We start from the raw sequence: 18,300 nt of genomic DNA on the forward strand, positions 1-18,300 counted from the left end.
GAGATCGTCGGATTGATGACATGCTGCAGGCCGCGGACACGCAACACGCGCAAGAGAAGAGACAAACGACATCACGTTCGGCATGGCAATCGGCACCGGACGTGCGACCCCCATGAAGGAAGCGGCAACACATGCGAAGAAGGCAGCAACATGCACGACACAGGCAGCGCCCACACGGAAAGAACAACAGAAGACAGCAACATGCACGACACAGGCAACGACCGCACAGGAAACAACAGAAGACAGCAACACACAGCAGAAGACAGCGGCATACGTGGCAGAGACAGTGACATGCACACAGTGACATGCACGGCGAAGACAGCGGGCAAGCGACGGCCGCGGCGATATGCGCGCAACCAGGGCGGCGAGGTGAGACAATGGGAGGCATGACTTATGTGAGCGAGAATTTCTGGCATGACGCCGTGAACAAGGCCACCACCGACCTGTTCACTTTCGGATACAAGCACATCATCAAACCGAATTTCGTGTTCAATCATCGCCCTGACGAGGCGCATGACCAGATGATTGAATTCTGCCGCGTCACCAAGAACATCCCGCCGCTGATGTGGCTGTGCCGCGAAATGCTCGACTACACCGATCCGATCCTGGAGACGAATGCGATGGGCATCGACTTCGCCAATCCGTTCGGCCTCTCCGCCGGCCTCGACAAGAACTGCGAGATGCCGGTGCTGCTCGACAACGCCGGCTTCGGCTTTGAAACGGTGGGCTCCACCACGGCCCGCCCCTGCCCCGGCAACGCGAAACCCTGGTTCCACCGCCTGCCCGAATACGATTCGATGATGGTGCACGTCGGCCTCGCCAACGAGGGCTCGGACAAGGTGATCGCACGCGCCGAGCAGGCGTGGACGCATGCGAGGACCATGCAGATTTCGGTCTCCATCGCCCGCACGAACGACGCTCTGACCGGCGACATCGACGAAGGCATCGAGGATTACTGCATTTCGATGCGCCGCGCCGCCGGCCGCACCGCCATGGTCGAGGTCAACATCTCCTGCCCGAACACGATGGCAGGCGAGCCGTTCAACGAGGATCCGGACGCGCTTGACCGCCTGTTCACGCAATTGGACAAGATCGAACGTCCGCAGCCGACGCTGGTGAAGATGCCGCTGAACAAGTCGTGGTCCGAATACAGGGATCTGCTGGACGTGCTGGCCGGACACAATGTGCAGGGCCTGAGCATCGCGAATCTGCAGAAGGACCGCACCGGCCTCGACATCCCGCGCGGCTGGGAGGGCGGCCTTTCGGGCGGCCCGACGTATCGCGCCAGCAACGAGATGATCCGCCGCGTATACCGCGAATACGGCGACCGCTTCACGATCGCCGGCATCGGCGGCGTTTTCACTCCGCGGCAGGCGTATGAGAAGATTCGCTGCGGATCGAGCCTGGTGATGTTCATCAGTTCGCTGATGTACCGCGGCCCGCAGCAGATCACGGTATTGAAGCGGGGACTGGCCGACCTGCTGCGCCGCGACGGTTTCGAACATGTCGCCGACGCCGTCGGAGTCGACGCCTGACGGAATAGCGATACGAGGATTACGAAAAGGCCGACCCCATGTTGGGGCCGGCCTTGTGATTGATACGGCCACTTTTCGCCATATCAGACACCGCTGCCGATTCAATGTCGGATTGGTTTGACGCCGGATTGATTCGATACCGGATTGAGCCGCTACCGGATTGAGCCGCTATCAGAATGCCCCGCGCACGTATTGCGGCAGGTACGGCGCGTCCTCGACGGCGACGCCGAGCTTGTCGGCGGCGCGCAGCGGCCAGTACGGGTCGCGCAGGGCGGCGCGGCCGATCTGCACGGCGTCCGCCTGACCATTGCGGATGATTTTCTCGGCCTGCTTGGGCTTGGTGATCAGGCCGACCGCGGTTACCGGGATTTCGGCGCGTTCGCGGATCGCCTCGGCGAACGGCACCTGATATTTCGGCTTTGCGGGAATCGTCACATCGGGCAGAATGCCGCCGGTGGAGACATCGATCAGGTCGACGCCGTGATGCTTCAGCACGCAAGCCAGATCGACGCTCTGATCGAGGTCCCAGCCGCCGGCCGCCCAATCGGTGGCCGAAATGCGCACCAGCACCGGCACGTCGGACGGAATCACGGAGCGTATCGCGTCGACGACCTCCACCAGTATGCGGATGCGGCCTTCGAAGCTGCCGCCGTATTCGTCTTCACGCTCGTTGACCAGCGGATCGAGGAATTGCGACAGCAGGTAGCCGTGCGCCGCATGGATTTCGATCGCCTCGAAGCCGACGTTCACGGCACGCCATGCGGCGTCGCGGAATTGGGAGACGATCTGCCCGATCTCATCGACGGTCAACATGCGCGGCATGGCCATATGGCCATACGGCTTAGGGCTTGGTGCAACCGTGGGCCAGCCGCCCTGGTCGACCGGCACGCTCTGACTATTGGGAACATTCATCGAGAAGCATCCGCCGGAGCCTTTGCGGCCGGCATGATTAAGCTGCACGGCCATTCTCGCGCCGGCGGTCTTCGCGTCGTTGACGATCCAACGCCACGCATCCATCTGGTCGTCGTCCCACAGGCCGAGATCGCATGGTGAAATGCGGCCTTGCGGGCTTACCGCGGTCGATTCGACGATGATCAGGCCGAATCCGCCGGCGGCGCGTGACACATAATGCTGATAGTGGAACGGCGTGGGGCGCCCGTCCCGCGCGAATGCCGAATAGGTGTCCATCGGCGGCAGCCAGATACGATTGCGCACCGTCATATTGCGCAATGTCAACGGTTCGAACAGCCGGGAAACGGCATTGGTGGTCTTGCTCTCGCCCATATGCGAATCCTCTCCGATCTCGATGCGGGACACATCATGCGGTTTTACGCGCTGCTTGTATTCTACGCAGAACGCCCGTCCATTGGACGGGCGTTCATGCATTGTTCACACAAAACAAAACCGATGCAAGGCGACCCACCGCTGCAGCCGCCATCGCAAAGGCGGGCAGTCGCAGCAGGCAGTCGCAGCAGACGGCATGCCTTACGGCTTGTGCGCCGTTTCAGGCCGTCATTGACCTGTCACAGGCCTATCACCGGCCTGTCACTGGCCTGTCGCGCCATCGGCGTTGCCTGTGCCGTTCGAATCGGGCGTTCCGGTATTCGTCGAATTATTCGAATTCGTATTGCCATTGGATTGGGTTGAATTATTCGAGTTATTCGAATTCCGCGACGAAGTGCCGCCGGAGCCCGTCTTCGACCCATCGATCCTGGTGACGGTGCCGCTGGATGCGGTGTACTTGCTGGAAGGCTGTCCGTAGTTGTTGTCGATCGGCAGCTGCTTTTTGGCGGCGTAGGCGTTCATGAAATTACGCCATGCCGGCGCGGCGATCGTGCTGCCGTCCCAGTAGGAGTGGTATTCGCCGTTGATCGCGATGTTGGCGATCGGATTGCCGACCGGGTTCTGCACGTCGCCGACCAGAACGAAGGTGGCGATTGCGTTCGGAATGAAACCGCCGGTGGTCACCAGCTGGTCTTCATGCGTACCGGTTTTGGCGAAGGTCTTGCGGCCGCCGTCGAGCTGGGCCGTGCCGCCCGCGCCGTCGGGACGGACCACGCCCTGATTCAGCGTGTAGGCAAGCGTTTGGATGATCTCCGGATCGATGGCCTGATGGCAATTGGCCGACGGCACTTCCAGATCATTGCCGTTCTTATCGGTCACCTGAGTCATGGCGACCGGATCGCATTGCACGCCGTTGGACGCGTACACCGCGAAGATGCTGGCCATGGTCAGCGGGGAGACGTTGACGTTGCCCACCAGCATGGCGGGCACGAAGGAGGACGGGGACTGGTCCAGCGTCGCTCCCGTGTAGGCGTCGTGATATCCGAGCTTCGTGGCGGTGTCGGCGATCGCGCACAATCCGATGATGGCGCCCATCGACGCCTGCGTGGTGTTGTGGGAGCGGACCAGACCGAGGAACGGGCTTTCCGGATTGACCGTGCCGTTGGTCAACGCGTTGGTGACGTTCCACACCTCGGTGCCGCCGGTATACCTGTCGCAGCTGAATTCGCTGGTCGGGTAGCGTGTGGTGGTCTGCAGATTCTCGTTGATGGAATGCCCGGCCTCCATCCATGAAATCAGATTGACCGGCTTCCATGAGGAGCCGATGGAGAAGCCCTGGCCGCCGCCGTCCACATAGTCCACGGCATAATTCATCGAATCAAGCGTCTGATCGGTTTTCGCCGCATCGGTCACATCGTAGGTACGGTTGATGCCGAAGCCAAGCACCTTTCCGGTGCCGGGCTCGACGGATGCCATGACGATTTCCATGCCGCTGGGGTCGGTGGGCGGGATGGTGTTGCGCGCGGTCTCATTGAGCAGCGTGTTGGCGTCGATATCAAGCGTGGTGACGATCTTCAGGCCGCCTTCCCTCAGCAAGGCGTTGCGTTCTTCCGCGGTATCGCCGAATTCTTCGGAATTCTGAATCTTGTGCACCACATAGTCGCAGAAATAGCCGGCATCATATTCGGCGGCCATGCAGCCGCTGGCCACCGATTGAACGTTCAGCGTATCCACCAGCGGCGTATTGACCGCATCCTGATATTCCTGTTCGGTTTCGATATAGCCCTGCTCATACATCAATTGCAATACGATATTGCGCTGCTTTTCGGCCTCGGGCTGATTCGCCTCAACGGAAGGATCGAAATTTTCCGGATTCTTCGTGATGGCCGCGATCGTGGCCGCCTGCACCACGTTCAATTCGGATGCGGGAACATTGAAATACCGTTCCGCCGCGGCTTCCACGCCGTACAGGTTATTGCGGCCGAACTGTGCGATATTCAGGTATCCCTGCAGGATTTCGGGCTTGGAATACACCTTTTCCATCTGCACCGCGATCAGCATTTCCCTGATCTTACGGGCGATGGTGTCTTCGGAGGCATGGTATTGGGCGATCGGATCGTTGTCTTCCTCGGCCTGCATGATCAGCACGTTCTTCACATACTGCTGGGTCAGGGAAGAGCCGCCCTGCTGGTCTTCCTTCATCATGTACGTCATGATGAACGCGCGCATCACGCCCTGCACGTCCACGCCGGAATGCTGCCAGAAACGCTTGTCCTCTCGCGCGACGACGGCCTGCTGCATCGGTTCGGAAATATCCTTCAGCGGCACCACGGTGCGATTCTGTTCATAGAATTCCGCGATGACGGTCGTGCCGTCGCTTGCATACATCGTTGATTTCTGCGGCAGGCTGGTGACGTCGAAATCGATGCCTTCGACCTGCAACGATGGAAGCACCGCCTGAGCGACGTTATTGACGCCGACTATGGCCGGCAGCAGGAAGAAGCTGCTTACGACGCCGCCTCCGACGCACAACGTCAGGTAGGCTACCGTCAGCGCAAGCACGCGTCGGACCGTCATCTTCTTCTTCCGGCTCGCGGGATCCCCGGGCAAAGAACTGTTAGGCATGATGTTGTTGGGCATGAGGTCATTCTATGGTGGCGGGTCTACTTCACCGCGATTCGAGGCCAACCATCACGATTTCACCTCATAGACGATCCATATCTTGAAAAGCGCTGGAAAGCCGCCGAAAACATTCATCGCGTCAGCGGCGAGAACGTCGAATCAGCATGCCCGGCTGGTAGATGATGATGGAACGGCCTTCGCGTGCGATCCATCCTCGATTGGCGAACTCCATCAGCGCCTTGTTCACCGTTTCACGGGAGGACCCGACCAGTTGCGCCATTTCCTCCTGCGTCAGGTCATGCGGCACCTTCAGGCCCGCCTCCACAGGCTCGCCGAATCTGGTGGCCAGATTCAGCAGGGTTTTGGCCAATCGCGCCGGAACATCCATGAACACCATGTCGGAGATGCGCTCGTTATTGTCGCGCATGCGATGCGCCAACACCTGAAGCATGTCCACGGCCACACGCGGGTATCTGTCGAGCCATGCGAAAAGCGCGTCATGCTCCAGCCACACCACGCGCGTGCCGTTGGTCATCGCGATGGCGCTGGCCGTACGGGGACCGCCGTGCGGGTCGAATACCGGAATCTCGCCGAGCAGTTCGCCGTGCGCATGGATACTGAGCAGCTGTATGCGCCGGTCACGCGATTCACGAATCAGCTTGACCTTACCCTCTTCCAGCACATACATGCGATGGTCGGTGTCCCCCTCACGGAAGATCGCCTCGCCCTTCTCATACACGGCATGCTGCAGAAAAGGCAGAAGTTCCTTCGCCTGGTCGGGAGACACCTGCTTGAACAACGCGGTCTGAAGCAGCGTATTGTCCTCATCGTAAAACGCATTCGGCGTATTCGAGCCCATCACACCTCCAAGACTCACATCACGTTCAATCGCAGTCGAATCGTCCTCGATCACCGCGTCATATTGTAACGCGTTTTGCCGCCTCCAATAAATGATCGACGACTTCTTCGCGACTCATCGCGATCTGACGGTTCAGCGAATCGACGTATTTGCGCACGGATTTGACGGCCTTATCGGACATTTTCTCGTCGGAAATCCTCAGAATGCGTTCCATCATCCGAGGATTGGCCTCATAGGAAACCGTCGTATGATGCAACACCGATCCCGGTCCCCTGTCGACGGACGCGAAGCGGCGCTGTGCGGAACCCGCGATCTTCCCCTGCGATGAAACGATATCGTTCATGCCGCTGAAATACACGTCCGCGCCCAGCTCGCGCAAGGCTTCGACCATCCAAAAATCACACAGCCGGTATGTGGCCTCAACGCTCAATCCGTCAACGAACGAGTACGGGGCGGTGATCGAATAGGTGATGACGTTGCCCGGCTGCACATATATGGCGCCGCCGCCGGTGCAACGGCGGACGATTTCGAAACCGGCGCGACGGGCGTTCTCCGTATTCACCTCGTTGTCGACGGTCTGGAACCGGCCGATCGCCACCGCGTCGGAAGACCACTCCCATATGCGCAGCGTCGCAGGCCTTGCCCCTGCGGCGACCTCCTTCGCCCACAGCTCGTCGACGTCCATCTGTTCCTGCGCGGCACGCGGATGGTCATGCATGATGGTCCAATCCTGCGCATGCCAACGCCGAAGATACTCCTCGCGTTCGGCGTCGGTGATCAGATTCTGGCGCGTCGGCTTGCAGGTCCGTGGCGTCGCCTCATCATCGGCAACGCCGTTGCGGGAATTCCACGCACGCTTCCAGGCTGTTGCGATCGCGGCCGCGTCGGTGCCGATGAAACGCACATCAGGATGTCCCTCCATCGCCATCGCGATGGTGTCTTCATACCGTTCGCTACGAATCCGGCGCGCCAGCAGCTGATCGATCTGGCTGATCACCGCGCGGCATTCGGTTTCGGCTCCTTCAACGAAGAAATCGCCGTCCAGCTTGCCGCTCACGACATGACCGTCATCGTCGAACAGCAGCGTGACGCCGACGAGCTTGCCGCCGGGGATCTTGCATTCTCCGCGCGCCCGGTCCGGCTTGGCGTTCGCCGCCTGGCCCGGCGCCAGGTTCGACGTCTGATCCTGCGGATGATTCATCGTCTCGCTCATCAATCGACGAGCTCCACGCCGTGCGCGTCCTGATGCCAGCTGCTGTACTGATTGGAGCACAGGATCAGGATGCCTTCGATGAATCCCCATATCATGGCGATCAGGGGGCCAAGCCCGAACAGAATCCAGCCGATCAGGGTCAGCAGCAGCTGCGCCACCGCTTTGCCCGTGTATCCCAGATAGAAATTGTGGACGCCGAATCCGCCGAGGACAATGCCGAGAAGTCCCGCAACCAGCTTCTTGCGCGGCACATAGCCATACGGCACGCCCTGCGGCGACTGGCCATACTGCGGCTGCCCATACGGTTGGCCGTACTGCTGGCCGTAATTCGGCTGGCCGTAGTTCGGCTGGCCATACTGGCCCTGTTGTTGGCCATACTGCTGGCCATACTGCGCGTACTGCGTTGAATCGTACGGCTGCTGATATTGGTATCGGTTCTGCGGCTGGCTTTGCGGCTGCCCGAACATGTATTGGGGAGCCTGCCGCTGAGACGCCTGCTCTTGGGGCGTGCCCTGCTGCGTATAAGGAGTCTGCCGATATGCGGACTGCGCATCCGGCTGCGACTGCAGGGACGGCCATTGTCCCTGCTGGTCAGCGGACCATTGCGTGTTATCGTTCTTTTCTTCCATGAGTCCAAGATAGCGTATTGCGCGTCTGAAACACGACGGATGCGCGCGAACACGCACCGTACCGACCCAAAACCGTAAAGACCACGGAGTTTTACGGTTTTGGGGCATCCGGCCGCAAGGCCGCAAACGCGGTTTTCTGCAGGCCGGATACGGACGGCGGCTCGGACGTCACATGCGGGCGAGGACGTCGCGGCCGACTTCGTCGGTGCTGCGTCTGGTCGCGCCCAGTTCTTCGATGTCGGCCTCCACCGCGGCGTCGATGCGGGCGGCGGCCTCGTCGAATCCGAGGTGACGCAGCAGCATGGCGGCCGACAGGATCGCGGCGGTCGGATTGGCGACGCCCTGGCCTGCGATATCGGGCGCGGATCCGTGGATCGGCTCGAACATCGACGGGTATTCGTTGGATGCGTTGATGCAGCCGGATGCGGAGTATCCGACGCCGCCGACGACCGCGCCCGCTTCGTCGGTGAGGATGTCGCCGAACAGGTTGTCCGTCAGGATCACGTCGAAACGGGACGGGTCGGAGACCATGTAGATCGTGGCCGCGTCGATATGGCAGTAGTCGTGGGAGACTTCCGGATATTCCTTGCCGACCTTGTCGACCAGACGCTGCCACATGTCGCCGGCGTTGACGAGCACGTTCTTCTTATGCACCAGCGTGACGTGCCTGCGACGCTTCATGGCCAGTTCGAAGGCGTAGCGGACGACGCGTTCCACGCCATAGGCGGTGTTGATGGACACTTCGGTGGCGACTTCGGCCGGAGTGTCGCGGCGGACGGCGCCGCCCGCACCGCAGTACAGGCCTTCCGTGCCTTCGCGCACGACGACGAAGTCGATCTCACCCGGATCGGCGAGCGGCGATTCGACGCCCTTATACAGCTTGGAGGGACGCAGGTTCACATACTGGTCCAGATCGAAACGAAGCTTCAGCAGCAGGCCGCGTTCCAGAATGCCGGCCTTGATGCGCGGATCGCCGACGGCGCCCAGCAGGATCGCGTCGGTCTTCTTGATGCGTTCCTCTTCGTCTTCCGGCAGGATCGCCCCGTCGCGCAGATAACGCTCCGCACCCAGGTCGAACGGCTCGTATTCGAACTCGGCCACGCCTTCGGCGGCCTTTTCCAAAGCCTTCTGGGCCCACGGGGTGACTTCCTTGCCGATGCCATCGCCTGGAATGACCGCGATGGTGTACTTCTTCGTTGTTTCGCTCATAGCGGCGAGACTACTCGCGCCCGACTGAAGCGAGCGCGAGGCTTTCACCAGATGGACATGCGTTTCACATGGTGGACAGCTCGCGGCGTCAGACGCCCGCCACCCCCATGACGTTCAGACACCATGCGTTCTCGTAGGAGATTTCCTCCCACTGCTTGTAGCGCCCGGAGGTGCCGCCATGGCCTGCTTCGACTTCGATCTTCGCCACCGCGTCCACGCCGGCGGCCTGCAGTCGGGCCAGCCATTTCATCGGTTCGACGTACAGCACGCGGGTGTCGTTCATCGACGTGGTGATGAAGATCTTCGGGAACACCGCGACGCGTTCGTCGTCGGCGGTTTCCGGCGCGTTCTCATACGGCGTATACGATTTCATATACGCGTACACGTCGGCGTCATGCAGCGGGTCGCCCCATTCGTCCCATTCGGTGACGGTCAACGGCAATGACGGATCCAGGATCGACGTCAACGCGTCGACGAACGGCACGTCCGCCTCGACGCCCGCATAGCATTCCGGCGCCATATTGGCGATCGCGCCCATCAGCAGGCCTCCGGCGGAGCCTCCGTCGGCGACCGTCCGCGCGGGATCGGCCAGACCGGCATGCTGCAACGCTTTGGTGGCGTCCACGAAATCCTCGAAGGAATGCTTCTTGTTCAGACGGCGCCCCTGCTCATACCAGGCGCGCCCCATTTCGCCGCCGCCGCGGATGTGCGGCACCGCATAGAGCACGCCGCGGTCGAGCATACTCAGTCTCGCCACGGAGAAGCCCGGATCGGAACTGATCTCGTAGGCGCCGTATCCGGTGATGAACATCGCGCAATCGCAGGTCGGCACATCGCGACGCCATACCAGCGACACCGGAATGCGTTCGCCGTCGCGCGCGGCGATCCATACGCGGCGTTCCATGTAATCGCGCGGGTCGAATCCGCCCAAAACCTTGGCGCGCTTCAGCAGGCGGTCCTCGCCGGTTGCCGGATCGTATTCATGCAGTTCGCCGGGCCTCGTGTAGCTGGAGAAGGAGTAGCGCATACGCGGCGCATCATAGGAGGGGTTTCCTCCCGTGCCGATCGTGTACAGTCGCCGCGTCTCCCCCGGCAAGGCGTCGGCGGTGGCGCCGTCCGACATGTCGACCGATGCGATGCCGGATGCGGCATGCGGGCCCGCGGTATCGTCATCGGTCGTCCAATTCGATGCGCCAGCATTATCGGAGGTGACGTTATCGGAGACGGCATTATCGAAAGCCGCATTACCGGAGGCATCATCGTCGGAGGCATCATCGATATCCGGCACATCCCAATCATCCTCCAATGACGGCGGCGTCAATTCGACGAAACGCCATGGCCGGGAGGCCAGAAAATCTTCGGCGGCGTCCTTTTTCGTCATCACCGCAAGATGATTCATGCCGTCGGCGCGATACGACAGGGCCACATAATGACGGTGCAATGCGATGCCCTCGATGCCGAGACCGTGCGCACCCTGCAAAATGGCGGGATTCGCGGCATTGAAATAGGCCGTGCCGACAGGAAGCAGCGATGCGCCCGGCATGACGCGGTCGCCTTCCTCACAGCCATACGGCGAGCCGGAGGCGACGCATACGCCTTCGCCAAGCCGATACGGCGGCTCATGCATCCGCATATCGATCACGTTGATTTCGAAATTCGGATTGTATGCGTTGTGGTACACGACGGCCAGCGGAATGTCCCCGCCGTTCTCGCCGGCGCCTTCGAAACAGGCGAAGCTCACATCATATTCCACATCGGGCTCGCGCCTGATGAACGGCTTGAAATCGCCTTCCGGCGTTGCCGCAGGCAGCATCAGCACTTCCGTCGACGTTTTCGAACCGGTGCCGATCACGATGTTGCGCTCGTCGAACGACAGGCCCACGCCGACCCAGAAGCGCTCATCCTGTTCGCAGAACACTTCGATATCCGACTCGACCGGCGTGCCGACCCTGTGCCGGCGCACCGCGTACGGACGCCACGCATCGTCCAGCACCGAATAGAACACCCACTGCGCATCCGGCGTGAAACATGCCCCCGCGATGCCCTCAAGCGTTTCCGGCAGCTCCTCGCCGGTTTCAAGGTTGCGGATACGGAAATCGTAGCGTTCGTCGCCGCTGTAGTCCACGCCGTACAGCAGCCAGCGGCCGTCCTTGCTGATATCCATGCCGCCGATGCGGAAGAATTCATGGCCTTCCGCCTCGCTGTTCGCATCGAATACGACCTGCTCGCCCGGCATCGCGCCCGGAGCGTCCATCGCGTCGACCGCGGGCGGATCCCAATCGTCCTCGCCGCGGATCGGCAGACGGCATTGCGCCGCATACTGGCGGCCCTGCCGGGTGCGCGTGAAATACCAGTAGCCGTCCATGCGCGTCGGCACCGACATGTCGGTCTCCTGCACATGCGACTTCAACTCGTCGAACAACGTCTGGCGCAACCCCGCCAAATGCGCCATGCGCGACTCGCAGTACGCGTTCTGCGCCGCCACGAAACCGCGCACATCCGCGGAATCCTTATCGCGCAGCCACTCGTACCGGTCGACGAACACGTCGCCATGAAAACGCCGTTCCTTCGGCACACGCTTGGCAACCGGCGTCTCCGCCTTTTCACTCACTGTCATGCACGCGATTATATTGCCAGGCGAAAACTATAATTCCTCAGTAATGTCGTGCCCTGAAACGCGGAAGCATTCACCAACAAGCGCTTGAGTGATCTGCGGCACATCCGTCCATGGCGCATAATTCGATCTCCGCGTTACCGCTGGATGCCGTTCCCGTAATCGCCGTTGCCCAGCATCACGCATATGCCTGTCGGCATTCCTTACCGCCTTCGCATATCTGCCTTGAATTTTCTCGGTAATCAAATGCTTGTTCTTATGGCCTCTGACGTTCCCCAACAATCCCCGCTCTCTGGCATATCGCTGGCATTCCGCGGTCTCTTTATACGATTCAGGACAACTTACATCATGGTCGATTATCCACACTTCAAAACAGGGATTGGAGATAATAAGGCGTACCTTGCCGGCAGTGGCGTCGACTTCGGATTGCGCCAATTGGATTTTCTCTCCGAAATCATCGACATCGGTTACAGCCCAAACCACTTCGAACGGCTCGTATTGTTCCTTTCTGGCATCCTTGGCGTCACGCCGAGACAAAGCAACCGCGTCTTCCGCCAATGTCAGCGGGTCGACGCCTTCCGACTCAAGCCGTATGTCACGACGCACCTCCCAGCCAACGCCTTGATTGGAGCAGCGGTTTCCGATCACGGATCTGACGTATTCGAAATATTCCATTTCGGTGACTTCTCCGCCGCAAAGAATCAAAAACCGCTTTCCACGGCGAGAGCTTTTCTTCGAACGACCATGCGCCGGTGGACGGACCATTGCAATCACCTGTCTTTCGTCGCCTGTGCGGATTGCGAGCAGATCCGAGCGACGGTTTCATGCAGAGACGGACGAGGCACCGGTGCATAGATGTTGTGCTGATAGTTTTTCCCGAAATTCACATTACGGTTTTCCCACTCGGTCAACGGATGCAATGACGACTCTCCGTACTGGTTTTTGGAAACCAGCCAAATCTGATCGCGATCCAGCGGCCGATCCTCCACACCGGAATGGCTGATCAGACTGAGGTCGTGCGTGGTGAAAATCAACTGCGACTGATACGGGTTCGTATGCGGGTCGCGATACAGTTCCACAATTTCAGACACCAATTCCGCGCTCAGACTGGTATCGATTTCATCAATCAGCAGAACGGAATGCTCAGTCAAAGATTGGATGACCCACAGCAACAGCAGCAAGGCGTTACGAGTACCCTCCGACTCCCACTGCTCCGAAAATTTTCGAGTCACGCCGCGCCCGTCATGTGAGAACAGTATGTGAGGCACGCTGAAACGCAGTGCGTCGCCTGCTTCCGCCCCGTTTTCCGATTGCCCTTCAGGACCTTCACCGTTAAGGGCGTTCAACGCCGCAGCAAGCGATGCAAGCTGCTGCGAGCGTTCGGAGGGCACGTCCTGCTCTCTGAAATCCACTCCGGAGATGCCTAAATCCGCATATCTGACCAATTCGGCGATCTGCCCGGCCAATTCCGTATCCTGCTGCAACAGGTGAGTCATCGCCGCGAAGTATTCGTCGAAATTCACCGTGCCACGACGTTTGATGACACGAGTGATTTCCCCATAAGCAGGCAGTACCGCTTCTACGCCGGAGGCCGCTGCCGCAGACAGCAGCAGAGCATTGTCACGGGTTATGCGTTCGACTATTTTTCCCGTCGATCCCATAACCGTTCCAAATTTGACGGGTTTTCCCGCTTCGCGTTCGAATACCACGCTTTTACGATTCGTATCGGATCGGAATAGCCATAGGACTTCTTCCACGACCTGCGTGCGCGTCAATGTGAACCAATACTGGTAACGGTTACCGTCCGGAGCGATGAATTCCGAAAACAACGTGGAAGGTTTGCCTTCCGATTCATTATCCAGCAAGAACGGAATCGAACCCGTTGCGGAAGAGGAATCCCCCGCACGGAAGCTGTTGTCCACAAAATTTGCGAAAAATCTTATGCACCGCAGAAAATTCGTTTTCCCTGATGCATTGCCTCCATACAATGCCGCCAGCGTAGACACTTTGGGATGTTCCCATGTATTTTCATCCGATACATGACCGAGTCGCCGCATTGAGAACTGCTGCGCATCTCGAAAACTCAGCAGGTTTTCCACTGTGAAATCCAACAACATATGCCGCTGCCTCTCTGCTGACGACAACTTCGTCAGCATCGATAATACATTACAGAAAATAAGAAATTGTAATCTTCAAAGGATATTTTGCAATTATTATACAAAATTCCATATGAAATCTTATATCCCCGATTTTCCACAAGCGTTAACGGATGAGGTGGGACAGGTAGGGGAGCATCGTCTTCATCAGGTTGGAACCGGTGGTGCCGGTGAAGACGGGGACGTCGGTGACCGGCGTGGGCTGGGTTGCGGTGCGGCCGCCCATCACACCCAAGCCGCCCGACGCCTCACGCGGCGACAATTGCCGGATGCCGATCGCCAGCACTCGGCCCGGATAACGGCGGGCGATCGTCGCATACGTGGTCGGATCCTTCTGGCCGTCGTCGCCGATCAGGATGAATTTCATATCGGGGAAATCGGCCATCAGCTGTTCGACGTATTCCAGCTTGTGCTGCACGCCGGACGGAACGAAGGTTTTCGGGCGCGGATCAAGGTCGCGCAGCAGCAGCGGCCCTTCCGGATAGCCGTGGTAGGTGATGAAATGCCGGATGGAGCTCTCCACGTTCCACGGCGACGTCGACAGGTAGAAGAACGGGGCGTCCGGAAACATATCCTGCAATTTCGAAAACAGCACGCTCATGCCCGGCACGGGAGCGCGCTTCTTCGGATCGAGCAGCAGCAGATTGTAGGCGGCCTTCCAGAATGTGGGCGCCTGCGTGACCATGATGGTGTCGTCCACATCGGAGATGATGCCGACGCGGCTGCTTTTCGGAATGGTGAACAGATTCGCCGTAATCGGGCGACGATGCTTGACGTAATAGCCGACGCGATGGATGCCCGGTTCCAGATGGTGTTCGGCGACGAGATCGAGATATCCGGCGGAATCGGAAACCGCATATCTGCTGTTGCGCACCTGCGAAGGGTCGACTTTGTCGTAGGCCTCCAGCTCCCCCACCTGCACGGTCTGCAGCGGCGTGCCGTCGATGGCGATGCGCACGCGCACACGCGGCGAGGGCACCGCGAGCATGCCGTAGATGCCGCGACGCCACTGCGCGGGCATCTGCTTCACGGGACCGTAGACGGTGCGGCAGATCAAACGCGAATAGTCCTCATTGCCATACCCCACATAGGGTTCGACCTGGGAGAACCAGCCCAGCCGATGCGCCAGATCCGTGGAAAGGCGCACCCACAGGCCGAACGTGCGCGTGATGACGCGACGCGTCAGACGCACCATCAGGGGCTTGCGCTCGATGCGCTCATGGCGGGACGCGGAATCGAACGTCGTGACAGCGGGATGCGCCGGAATCGGAACGGTCGGCATATCAGCCGTCGTGGTGTTCATTCGTTCAACTGGGTTGCTCATACCCCAACTATAGAAGCACCATGCAACCCAGTTGCGTTAACGCCTGTAGGCGAAACGCCGATCATGCACGCCGCCCGCGGCACGGCAGGCGGCATTGTGGGCGGCGCCGCGGGCGACGGCGCTTGCGGCACCGACGGAAACCTCATCTTTGGCCATCTGCACACAGCTTCGCGCTGCAGACGGCGGCGCTTGCGGCGTCGCAGGGCGATACCGCAGGCGGCGTAATCGACGTCAGCCGACGTCCCCGGCGCGTCACTGCGCGATCTTGGCGTATTCTTCGGCGCTGAGCAGTTCCGGCTCGTCGTCGTCAAGTTCGATCTTGAGGATCCATCCTTCGCCGTACGGATCGTTGTTCACGACGCTCGGATCGTCGGCGGCCTCACGATTCACGTAGCGAATCGTGCCGGACACCGGGCTGACCAGCGGGGAGACCGCCTTGGAGGATTCCAGTTCCATGATTTCGTCGCCGGCCTGCACATGCGTGTCGGCTTCCGGCATGTCCAGGTAGACGAGATCGCCCAGCTGACCGGCCGCATATTCGGTGATGCCGATGACGGCCGGGGAGACGGAGGCGTCCACCCATACATGCTCTTCGGAATATTCCAGATGTTCGGGGACGGACAGGTTCATATTGTCATTTGCTTCGCTCATGAAACCAGTGTACGGCATGACGGGCAAAGCCGGGTGCGACGTGACGGGGCGGGACTGGGCGGGAACGGCTTACGGCAGCTCGTGCCCCAGCCACTCCTCGATCATGTAGCGCGCGATCGTCGCCTTGCCCGGCGCCTGCATACGCCCCGCCGTCAATTCGGCCATATACTCGTCGCGTGTGGCCCATCGGGCGCTCAACGTCTCCGAACCGTCGACGCGGATATCGTTGTCCAGCGCGTGCGCCTTGAACGCGATCATCAGAGACGCGGGGAACGGCCACGGCTGCGAACCGAGATATTTCATCTCGCCCAGCGTGATGCCGACTTCCTCCTTGGCTTCCCTTCGGGCCGCATGTTCCAGGTTTTCGCCGGCTTCCACGAATCCCGCGGACACCGAATACAGCCCCGGATCGTTCCATGCGCTGTTGTGTTGCAGCAGAATGCGGTCCTGCGAGTCCACGATCACGGTGATGACGGCCGGTTCGATGCGCGGGAACAGCAGGCGATGCCCGTCGTCCGACGACGTGCAACGCTGCGCCCATCCGCTCATCGCAGCCTCCACGGGAGCGCCGCAGGTCGGGCAGCAACGCTGCCTGGTGTGCCAGATGCTCAGCGAAATGGCGGTGGTGGCCTGCCCTGTTTCGCGGGCGGAGGCATGCGGCGCGAACACGCGCAGGTCGACCCAGTCGAAGCGGCGAATGGCGGATTGCAGCAACGTCGGCTTCGTTCTTGTGCGGTTCATGGTCAGTCCGGTGCTTTCGTCGAAGGCGTCGTCCGCGCCTTCGCCCGCGGCGTCCGGCACCGCGCCGACCGCTTCGCTTTCGTTTTCCACGCGCGTGATGTCGACTGCTATGACATGCTCGTCGCGCCCGCCGCCGTAGGAGCCCAGGAACATGGCGACCGCTTCCGGGTGCGCGCGCAGCGATTCCAGCACGTATGCGCCCGGCAGCGTGGCAAGCCGCATCGTAACGTTGGCGAAGCCGACATTGCCCTGCCCATGCGGCACCGCGACCTTGCCTCCGCGCGTCAGGATCACTTTCGTCTGCGGTTCCTGCAGCAGCGACGGGACCAGTGCCGGATCGGCGCGCCGTTCCGACTCGTAATCGATGTCACCCTGGGCCAGCGGCAGGAACGGCAGCGCCTGCGTTAGCGATAGTGGCGAGAAAAATCCCATATTCATGCCTCCTCATGGAACGCCGACCGAACATCGGCTTCACAACATACGCATTTTGCGATTGCGTGTACGTCTCCTCCGCACCGGCCGTTTTCGCGGATCACGCGCGTCTCACGGATTGCCTACGCATTCGCGGAAAATCATTGGAATTCCAACGTTTCTGAAGCTTTCCGCATCACGGACAGCAGCGCCTCGGCAACCCGATCGGGATGCTCGTACGCACTGAAGTGCCCACAATCGTCAATTACCGTTTTTTCGACGCCGGTTTTGACCATCCGCTCAGCGAGCGCACTCATTGCGGCCGGCGGGCTGGAAGGGTCGAGGTCGCCGCAGATCACCGCCGCGGGCGCGGTGATCAATGGCAGCTGGTCGTTGAGGTCGGGTCTGCCTGCGGCCATGCGTTCACGCCACGCGATGCCTTCGGCCGGCTGTTCGTTGATCCACGTTGTGAATTGGTCGATGTACCGCTGCGATTGCTTGACCGTGGAATCGGTATCGGGATTGGCCTGGGCGAAATGCATGACGGGTTCACGGCTTCCGGTGCTTTCGCAGATTTCCGCGATGCGCACGCGATTGGCGCGCGCCTGCGGCGAGTCGGCGTCGCCTTTGGTGTCGCACAAGGCGATGCCGGCGATGGCTTCTGGGTGCAGCCGCTGAACGTCGAGCACCAGATAGCCGCCCATCGAAAGGCCCGCCCATACGGCTTTCTCATACCCATGCCGTCGGAGCAGCTCAACGTATGCGTCGGCCATGCGGTCGAGGCCGTATTCGTAGACGCCGTCTTCGCTCATTCCGCCGCTTGCCTCCTCGCCTGGGATCGGCCCTTCGCCGGCTCCGGGCATGTCAGGCGCCCAAATCGGGAACGGCTTCATGCCTGCGGCGTCGCTCAGACCGATGATTCCCCGCGCGCAGCGATCCCACATCCTGTGGTCCACCGGGAACCCATGCACAAGAATCAACGGCATGCCCTCGCCGTCGCGATATACATTGTTATGCAACTCAATCGTCATATTGCAATCCTATTTTCTACG

General features: G+C 60.4%; 14 protein-coding genes. 1 reads left to right on the forward strand and 13 read right to left on the reverse strand.

What is annotated here, in order from left to right; all coding sequences use genetic code 11:
• Positions 1 to 386: 386 nt before the first annotated feature.
• Positions 387 to 1,535, forward strand: a complete 1,149-nt coding sequence (locus AC1AX7_RS07075) for a quinone-dependent dihydroorotate dehydrogenase (protein WP_476509436.1) — start codon at positions 387 to 389, stop codon at positions 1,533 to 1,535.
• Positions 1,536 to 1,706: 171 nt separating this feature from the next.
• On the opposite strand, the gene AC1AX7_RS07080 is transcribed toward AC1AX7_RS07075, so the two are convergent.
• From AC1AX7_RS07080 to AC1AX7_RS07140, 13 genes are all read right to left on the reverse strand, one after another.
• On the reverse strand, positions 1,707 to 2,819 hold the full coding sequence (locus tag AC1AX7_RS07080; protein ID WP_476509382.1) for an NADH:flavin oxidoreductase/NADH oxidase: 1,113 nt from the start codon (positions 2,817 to 2,819) through the stop codon (positions 1,707 to 1,709).
• A 261-nt stretch (positions 2,820 to 3,080) separates the two neighbouring features.
• Positions 3,081 to 5,396: a transglycosylase domain-containing protein gene (locus AC1AX7_RS07085; RefSeq protein ID WP_476509383.1), complete on the reverse strand. Its 2,316-nt coding sequence runs from the start codon at positions 5,394 to 5,396 to the stop codon at positions 3,081 to 3,083.
• A 184-nt stretch (positions 5,397 to 5,580) separates the two neighbouring features.
• Positions 5,581 to 6,300 (reverse strand): Crp/Fnr family transcriptional regulator, encoded by a 720-nt coding sequence (locus AC1AX7_RS07090; protein WP_476509437.1) that lies wholly within the window; start codon positions 6,298 to 6,300, stop codon positions 5,581 to 5,583.
• Between the two features lie 58 nt (positions 6,301 to 6,358).
• Positions 6,359 to 7,513: a lipoate--protein ligase family protein gene (locus AC1AX7_RS07095; protein ID WP_476509384.1), complete on the reverse strand. Its 1,155-nt coding sequence runs from the start codon at positions 7,511 to 7,513 to the stop codon at positions 6,359 to 6,361.
• Positions 7,513 to 8,142: a TM2 domain-containing protein gene (locus AC1AX7_RS07100; RefSeq protein ID WP_476509385.1), complete on the reverse strand. Its 630-nt coding sequence runs from the start codon at positions 8,140 to 8,142 to the stop codon at positions 7,513 to 7,515. The genes AC1AX7_RS07095 and AC1AX7_RS07100 overlap by 1 nt, the downstream gene beginning before the upstream one ends.
• Positions 8,143 to 8,310: 168 nt before the next feature.
• Positions 8,311 to 9,351: a 3-isopropylmalate dehydrogenase gene (locus AC1AX7_RS07105; RefSeq protein WP_476509386.1), complete on the reverse strand. Its 1,041-nt coding sequence runs from the start codon at positions 9,349 to 9,351 to the stop codon at positions 8,311 to 8,313.
• 88 nt (positions 9,352 to 9,439) lie between these two features.
• Complete coding sequence (locus AC1AX7_RS07110; protein WP_476509387.1) at positions 9,440 to 11,968, reverse strand: S9 family peptidase; 2,529 nt, start codon at positions 11,966 to 11,968, stop codon at positions 9,440 to 9,442.
• A 27-nt stretch (positions 11,969 to 11,995) separates the two neighbouring features.
• Entirely contained in the window at positions 11,996 to 12,730 is a 735-nt protein-coding gene (locus AC1AX7_RS07115) for an RloB family protein (RefSeq protein ID WP_476509388.1), read from the reverse strand.
• A gap of 5 nt (positions 12,731 to 12,735) precedes the next feature.
• Positions 12,736 to 14,082, reverse strand: coding sequence for an AAA family ATPase (locus AC1AX7_RS07120; RefSeq protein ID WP_476509389.1), 1,347 nt, complete (start codon positions 14,080 to 14,082; stop codon positions 12,736 to 12,738).
• Positions 14,083 to 14,227: 145 nt separating this feature from the next.
• Complete coding sequence (locus AC1AX7_RS07125) at positions 14,228 to 15,445, reverse strand: App1 family protein (RefSeq protein WP_476509390.1); 1,218 nt, start codon at positions 15,443 to 15,445, stop codon at positions 14,228 to 14,230.
• Between the two features lie 252 nt (positions 15,446 to 15,697).
• Positions 15,698 to 16,096: a glycine cleavage system protein GcvH gene (gene gcvH, locus AC1AX7_RS07130; RefSeq protein ID WP_476509391.1), complete on the reverse strand. Its 399-nt coding sequence runs from the start codon at positions 16,094 to 16,096 to the stop codon at positions 15,698 to 15,700.
• Between the two features lie 69 nt (positions 16,097 to 16,165).
• Positions 16,166 to 17,269: an NAD(+) diphosphatase gene (gene nudC / locus AC1AX7_RS07135; RefSeq protein WP_476509438.1), complete on the reverse strand. Its 1,104-nt coding sequence runs from the start codon at positions 17,267 to 17,269 to the stop codon at positions 16,166 to 16,168.
• A gap of 140 nt (positions 17,270 to 17,409) precedes the next feature.
• Positions 17,410 to 18,279: an alpha/beta fold hydrolase gene (locus tag AC1AX7_RS07140; RefSeq protein ID WP_476509392.1), complete on the reverse strand. Its 870-nt coding sequence runs from the start codon at positions 18,277 to 18,279 to the stop codon at positions 17,410 to 17,412.
• Positions 18,280 to 18,300: the final 21 nt, after the last annotated feature.

This window comes from Bifidobacterium sp. LH_449 (assembly GCF_056356755.1).